Source organism: Bifidobacterium sp. UTBIF-68, from assembly GCF_006408855.1.
Classification (GTDB): Bacteria; Actinomycetota; Actinomycetes; order Actinomycetales; family Bifidobacteriaceae; genus Bifidobacterium; species Bifidobacterium reuteri.
On record NZ_JFAN01000047.1, the window covers coordinates 1 to 6,894 of the forward strand.

6 protein-coding genes are annotated in these 6,894 nt (G+C 58.3%); 1 reads left to right on the forward strand and 5 read right to left on the reverse strand.

Translation table 11 applies throughout. The annotated features are described in order from the left end of the window. Positions 1–156: 156 nt before the first annotated feature. The 3 genes from BW14_RS11280 to BW14_RS11290 all read right to left on the reverse strand — a co-directional run bounded on the left by BW14_RS11280 (position 157) and on the right by BW14_RS11290 (position 3,306). Positions 157–1,383 carry a Fic family protein gene (locus BW14_RS11280; RefSeq protein WP_140490691.1) on the reverse strand — a complete coding sequence of 409 codons (1,227 nt, stop codon included), beginning with the start codon at positions 1,381–1,383 and terminating at the stop codon, positions 157–159. Between the two features lie 247 nt (positions 1,384–1,630). Continuing rightward, the gene (locus BW14_RS11285) at positions 1,631–2,272 is read right to left on the reverse strand and encodes a hypothetical protein (protein ID WP_258186122.1); all 642 of its coding nucleotides are present in this window, start codon (positions 2,270–2,272) and stop codon (positions 1,631–1,633) included. A 17-nt stretch (positions 2,273–2,289) separates the two neighbouring features. Next, entirely contained in the window at positions 2,290–3,306 is a 1,017-nt protein-coding gene (locus BW14_RS11290; protein WP_181162383.1) for an A/G-specific adenine glycosylase, read from the reverse strand. Positions 3,307–3,462: 156 nt separating this feature from the next. Here BW14_RS11290 and BW14_RS11295 point away from each other — a divergent pair, with 156 nt between their 5' ends. Then, positions 3,463–4,167 (forward strand): tRNA (cytidine(34)-2'-O)-methyltransferase, encoded by a 705-nt coding sequence (locus BW14_RS11295; protein WP_375138447.1) that lies wholly within the window; start codon positions 3,463–3,465, stop codon positions 4,165–4,167. Between the two features lie 90 nt (positions 4,168–4,257). On the opposite strand, the gene BW14_RS11300 is transcribed toward BW14_RS11295, so the two are convergent. Both BW14_RS11300 and BW14_RS11305 read right to left on the reverse strand, forming a co-directional pair. After that, positions 4,258–5,853, reverse strand: coding sequence for a hypothetical protein (locus tag BW14_RS11300; protein ID WP_181162384.1), 1,596 nt, complete (start codon positions 5,851–5,853; stop codon positions 4,258–4,260). A 383-nt stretch (positions 5,854–6,236) separates the two neighbouring features. Then, the coding region (locus BW14_RS11305; RefSeq protein ID WP_140490696.1) for a DUF711 family protein at positions 6,237–6,894 on the reverse strand (658 nt) is incomplete at its 5' end.

Sequence of the window (6,894 nt, forward strand, 5' to 3'; positions counted from 1 at the left end):
ATTTTTTCGGCTCACTGATCATTCCATAGAATGTTCATCCTCGGGTTCATCCCCGGAGTTTCGATATACGCTTTTTCGCCCAAATGGACAGCGCTCAAGCGGCTCGAGCGGTCATCTCAGAAAGCCCAATCGGAAAATGCGCATCAGCACCCACTGCTATTGCCTCCTCAGCTGGGCGGCATACTCGTCCAAGACTTGCAGGACGCCACGGTGAATCCACACCTTGTTGCGTCGTCCTCCCGTAATCCGGTCAAGAACTCCCCGTTCTTCCAATGTATTAACAGCCCGGTGAGCCGTCATCATTCCCAAGCCAAGATGTGACGTCAAATACTCCTGATTGACAATCGGCTGTTCGATAAGAATCGGCAGTACTTTCCATGCCGCTGCATCTCTTCGTACCCCCGACAGTTTTTCTCGCGCTTGTTCCAGCTGCTCATCCAATGCTTCAATCAATTGGATACCGGTCGCTGACGCATAACGGCAGGCGTATGCAAAGCATTCGACAATAGGTCTGGCATCACCGCTGCGATATGCCATCAAAGCATCGAAATATCCTCTCGTGTCCGTTAACAGACCCGCCGACACTGGCGGTGTCACGTTTCGAATCAATCCTTTGTTCCACAATACCGCATGCACCAATGCGCGACCGACTCTGCCATTGCCGTCCACGAACGGATGAATGGTCTCGAATTGGGCGTGCGCGATTGCGCATTGCAGAATCACCGGAAGGTCGTCACGTTGCAAATACGCCAGCATATCGTCAATCAACGGTTCAACAAGATTGGGCTGAGGACCGACATGCCGTGCATGCACCGGGCCGGACGAACTTCCCCCGACCCACACAAGTTGATCACGGAAACGCCCCGCATAAGCTTGTAATTCAGGCTGTGCAGACAGTAGCGCCTTATGCATACTGAGCAGATGCTGCTTGTCAAATGTCTCCGACAACGCCAGCGCGGACTCCATGGCATGCACATTGCCCACCACAACCGCAGCATTGCCGCCCTTACCCTCCCCCAACTCCTGCAACGCAAGGTTTTTAGCCCCAACTGTGAGATTCTCGATCTGAGAGGATGATGTGGATTCAGTCCGAAGCAGAATCGACGACATCGGGCCAAGAACGCGGCTTTTCATACCGAATTTGGCACCAGCATAAGCATCAAGCTCACCCAACGCACGGGCGGATTCTTCCAATGTCGCACTGACGTCTGCCGGCACGGCGATGGATAGATCGGCGATCTTCGGAGGAACAGCTGACCAATACTCCCCGGTTTCCCTCATTCGCTCAGACCGGGAAAGATATGAATCGCTGTCCGGATGCCAGAGATGCGATTCTTTACCCATAGGAGGAACGGGGATAGGCGCTAATGGCTGATGTGTCATGCTCACTCCTATGTAATAACAGATATCACGATATGTGTTAGATATAAAACTATATATACATCACATCTTCTTTACACTGCCTTGATTATTTAAGCCAACCCCGCAACTGCAGGGAATTCGACAATCAGATTCATCACATCGAATCACTCCCGCAGTCTGCGAAGCAGGAGAACGCAGAATACCATTCCGGGAAGCATCTTGCCCGAATTGCACATGTCGACAACAATCCCGGCTTATCCGCACTTGCCTACTCCACCGTAAACGTCACCGGATCGCTTTTCGCCTTCGGGGCGTCCTTCAACGCGATTTGCGCGATGTACGTGCCGGCCTTCACTTTGGGCCAGCTCGCCTCATCTGTGCATTCCGTCAGCGTGGCGTTGAAATCCGTATTCCATGTGAGCGTCTGCTCGTCCTTGTCGCCCTTGGCCATCAGCAACCATCGGGAGTCGGACGAACACAGATCGGACCTGTATATGGTTTCCGTGCCGGACGTAATGGTCAGCACCCGTCCGCCATCCGAGCCATCCACCAGACAGCTGCCGGAGCCCTCGTGCACGATCGTCGCGGTGAATTCCAACGAACCGCCCACGCCCACGGACTGCGACTTCGAACTCAGCTGCAATGTCAGATCATTGGCGGAGCATTTCTTCACCTTTGACGTGCTCTTCGGAATCGGCGTGGCGTCGCGGGAGATCGCGTACACCTCGTCATGGTGAATCAGCGTGTTCACCGCACCGACGCCACGGCCGATGCTGTAGACGCAGAATACGATCAGCGCCAGCAGCAACACCAGAATGACGGCGACCATAATCCGCCTGCGCCGATAAATCGCCTGCTGCTTCTTGCTGATCTTGCGCTTGCGTTTGCGCTTCCTCACCTGCTGAACCATAACAACATCCAGTGTAATCAGCGAGGAAGGCGCAACGAGCCGTCAGGCAGCATCTCGACAAGACCATCATCGTCAAGGCTGGCGATGCAGGCATCGAGTTGCACGTGATCCTTCCACAGGCCGGCCACCTCGTTCCGCGCCAGCATGGCATTCGCCGGCAGCGCACGCAATGCCTCCAACACCATCCCCCGAACCTGCCGATCGGTGCCCTGGAACCGTTGACGCGGACGGGTGCGCCGCTCTCCCAACCCGGGTCTCCCGGCTTTCAGGAATGCGCAGTCATCGGCAATAGGACATGCCTCGCATAGCGGTGATTTCGCCGTGCAGACCACCGCGCCCAATTCCATCACCGACTGGTTCCACACGACCGACGGGCGCTCGCGTCTGCGCGCATGTGGGCGCCTGCCGGACCGGGCCTTGTCGTTCATGCCCTTCGCATCTCCCGCATCTCCAGCATCTTCTACGGCACCTGAGCCGCGGATAACCACATCGGTCATATCAGCGAACCCATCGTCAGGCAAGAGCCGATTAGCCAGCGCACGTTCGACCGGACTTGCAGCTCCCCCACGCGACTCCACACCAAGGAACACCCGGCTTAGCACACGGCGAATATTGGTGTCAATGACTGCGATCCGCTCGCCGAACGCGAAACTCATCACCGCAGAGGCCGTATAGTCTCCGATACCCGGCAGAGCGACCAACGCATCATAGTCATGCGGCAATTCGTCGGCATAATCGTCCGCCACCACACGCGCGCATTCCTGCAATCGCAATGCGCGGCGGGGGTAGCCCAGACGTCCCCATGCGGTGATCACGTCCGCCTTGGGTGCAGAGACCAGCGAGCGCGCATCCGGCCAACGCCCCATCCACGTCGTCCAATATGGCACCACGCGGCTCATCTGTGTCTGCTGGCTCATGACCTCGCTCACCAGCACGCCCCACGGTGTGGCCCGTCCGAATCGCCACGGCAGATCTCGGGCATTGGCCTCCCACCATGCGGCGAGACGCAGGGCAATATCACCGCTTTCAGTCAAGGAGTCACCTTCCTGTGTTGATCAGAGCCACATCAATTCAACAGTCACCGGAACAATGATACGTGGTCGCGCGCGATCATGGCACGATCAGGAACACCGCGGCGAGGTGTCGTGGATGTCGCAAAGTGTCGTTCATCGTTCTTACTCTTGACATTTATGACGAATGAAGCAGCAACAGACATGCAAACACCCGACCAGGCGGCGTCCGGCGCCTTCGCAGACCCAAGCATCCCATCAAATCCGGAGGCGAAGGTCGAGAAGATGTTCGAATACGGTTATCGCAAGTCGAACTACGGTCCGGACGAGCTGGTGACCGACGCGCACGGCAATCCGATCTCCGTGGTGGATGCGATGCTGTCGGCCGAGAAGGCCGCCGAAACCGAAACCGTGACGCCGCATCTGTGCTACTACTCCCCGCGCATCCCGGGCAACACCGGTTCGGCGATTCGCCTTTGCGCAGTGACCGGCACGATTCTGCATCTGGTGGAGCCACTCGGCTTCAATCTGCGTGACACCAAGCTCCGCCGAGCAGGGCTTGATTATCATGACATGGCGCATGTGGTGCTGCACCCGAACTTCGAAAACCTGGTGGAGTCGATGCCGAACTCGCGCATCATCGCGTTCACCGCCCACGCGACCAAGTTGTACACCGAGGTGGAATACAGGCCGACCGACATCCTGCTGTTCGGCCCGGAACCGGGCGACATCCCCGATCCGATGGATATCATGGCCGGTCCGCATGTGGCCGAGCAGGTTCGCCTGCCGATGCGTCCGAGCCTGCGCTCCCTGAACCTCACCAATTGCGCATCCATCGCCATCTACGAGGCATGGCGTCAGCTCGGGTTCACAGGCGGCAGGTGACCATCTGGCGGCTCGTACCGATCCGAGCCGCTCAACCCCCACCTCACGTGCGCTAGGCAGATTCCGACTTCACCATTACGGCGCGGCATACTAGTTCCCGCTGTCGGCACCGTTGCCGCTGTCGCCCTCTGCGTTCCCGTTGTCGCCGGAACCATTGTTATCCGTGCCGCCATTGTCCGGCGTGGGGGTCGTATTCCCGCCATTGTTGTCTGCGGCATTGTTGCCGGAGTTATCCGTGCCGGTATTGCCACTATTGCCTGTATTGCCGGAACCGTTATTATTCGATCCCGAATTCGTTCCGTAATAGTTGTTATAGCCGTAGTACGAATTGTTGCCGAGATAACCGTTGCTGTTTTGCTGGGTCTGAGTCTGCTGCGTCTGATACTCCTGCATGGAGGACTGCACGTTCTTCTCGGCGTCCTGTAATGCGGTAAGCGCCTTGCCGAGTTCGTCCGCCGTGACTCCGCTCTTGCCGAGTGCGGTGTTGGCGGCGTTGATGGCGTCCTGCAATGCGGTGCGCGTCGCATCGTCTGCCACAGCGCCGGCGCTTTGATCGAGCAGGGTCTGCGCGGTGGTGACTTCGCCGCTGAGCTTCTGCTTGGCATCGTCGATGGACTTCTTGGTTTGGCTTTCAGTGACCGCCTTGGAGGCAGCGGTGATCGTCTCGGCGTGCTTCTTCAAGGAGGACGCCAGCACGGTATTCTTGTCGGTGGCGCTTTCCAATTGCGCAATGGAAGCATCAGCCGAGCACTCAGAAGCATCGTCTGCATCCTGCGCGGATGTGACGGCGCTGTTCAGCTTGCTGACCGTTGCCGCATCAGCAACCTGGGAGCTCGTCACGGACTGCGCCTTTTTGCTGCCGTCCAAAGCCTTCGTCAAGGATGCCTTGGCATCGTCGACGCTGCTATTGGATGCATTGCAGGCAGCGAATGCAGCGGAATGTGCCTTATCCTGTTCCGCAGACCTCCAATAGAAGAATCCGCCAACCGCCAACGCGATGATGACGGCAACGACTGCCGCGATAATGGCGATACGGCGCACCGGGCGATTCCCGGATTGCGTTTCCGGAGGAGCCGGCGGCATATCATCAGCGGCAGTGGCATGCACTGGGTTCACAATGGCAGTGGCAGCGGAACCGTCTCCATCGGCATCAGGCATGGCAAGGGCCGGCATGGTTCCTGTATCGATATCGACGGCATCAACCGTATCGGCTGCATTTGCCGGACTGACCGGCCGCTCGTCATCGGCAGTGGCTGAGGGGAATTCGAGCGGTGCGATGTCCCATGGCACGCCATCGATATCGCCCAGATCCGAGGGGAACATCGTGGATGCGGCCGTAGCTTGGGTATCGGTTGCGGCCGCGGCTTGAGCATCCGATGCAAGCGCATCCGATGCTGATGCCGCATCCGATACCGACCCCGATGCCGATGCGCCATTCGAGGTCCGCGCCGATTCGCCGGCGGTCATATCGGAATGTGCATCGGAGCGCTTGCCGGACGGCTCGGCTTCGCTCTGCACGTGTTCCATGACAGACTCGACTATTGGCCCAGGTGCATCGATTTTCGGATTGGCGGCGTTGGCCTGCACGCCAGCAGGCGGCAGCACCACAGTCTCTTCCATTATGTTGGGCATGTCGGGCTGTTGCCCGGTCGCGCCAGTCGCATGGTCCGTCTTAGACATGTTCATCGTCTCGCTCTTCGCCATAGTTCTCGAAAGCCTTGAGTATTACCACTACAGGTATATAACCTATACAGCGTATATGCATTATCGGCAACCGAACCGCAACAAACCCGGCACAGCAAGTCGCATGTCAGGCGTCGCACCGCCGCCGATTCACACGGTACATTGTTGCCGAGGCTTGCAAACCCGCTGGGGGAACAGCCTTCACATGCTACATATGACGCCCGCGGTGAGGACGCTCCGACTCACTATTACCAAATCGTCCATTGCGATGAACAATCTTGCGGATAACCATCAAGTTGTTCATCGTAATGGACGATTTTGCATATGACGCATGTGGTACGTACGCACGTTCGCGGCGATGCGTCAGACGGCGGCGCGCGGCAGCGTCAGTTCTTGAAGCTGTGGATCGGCGCCGGAATGCGGCCGCCACGGGTCACGAAGGCCTCGCAGCTGGTCTGGTTCACCGGAATGATCGGCGCGTAGCCCATGAGGCCGCCGAAGTTGGCCATCTCGCCCACGCCCTTGCCTTCCACCGGGATTACACGCACGGCGGTGGTCTTCTGGTTGACCATGCCGATGGCGGCCTCGTCGGCGATGATGCCGGAGATGGTGGATGCGGTGGTGTCGCCCGGAATGGCAATCATATCAAGGCCGACGGAGCATACGCAGGTCATAGCCTCGAGCTTTTCGATCTTCAGGCAGCCGTTGGTGGCTGCATCGATCATGTTCTTGTCTTCGGAGACAGGGATGAACGCGCCGGAAAGTCCGCCGACGTAGGAGGACGCCATGATGCCGCCCTTCTTCACCTGGTCGTTGAGCATGGCGAGCGCCGCGGTGGTGCCCGGTGCGCCAACCTGTTCGAGGCCGATCTTTTCAAGCACTTCGCCGACGGAATCGCCTACGGCCGGGGTTGGCGCAAGGGAAAGGTCGATGATGCCGAATGGAATGCCGAGGCGACGGGAAGCCTCCTGGGCCACCAGCTGGCCGACGCGCGTGATCTTGAACGCGGTGCGCTTGATGGTTTCGCACAAGAACTCGAAATCC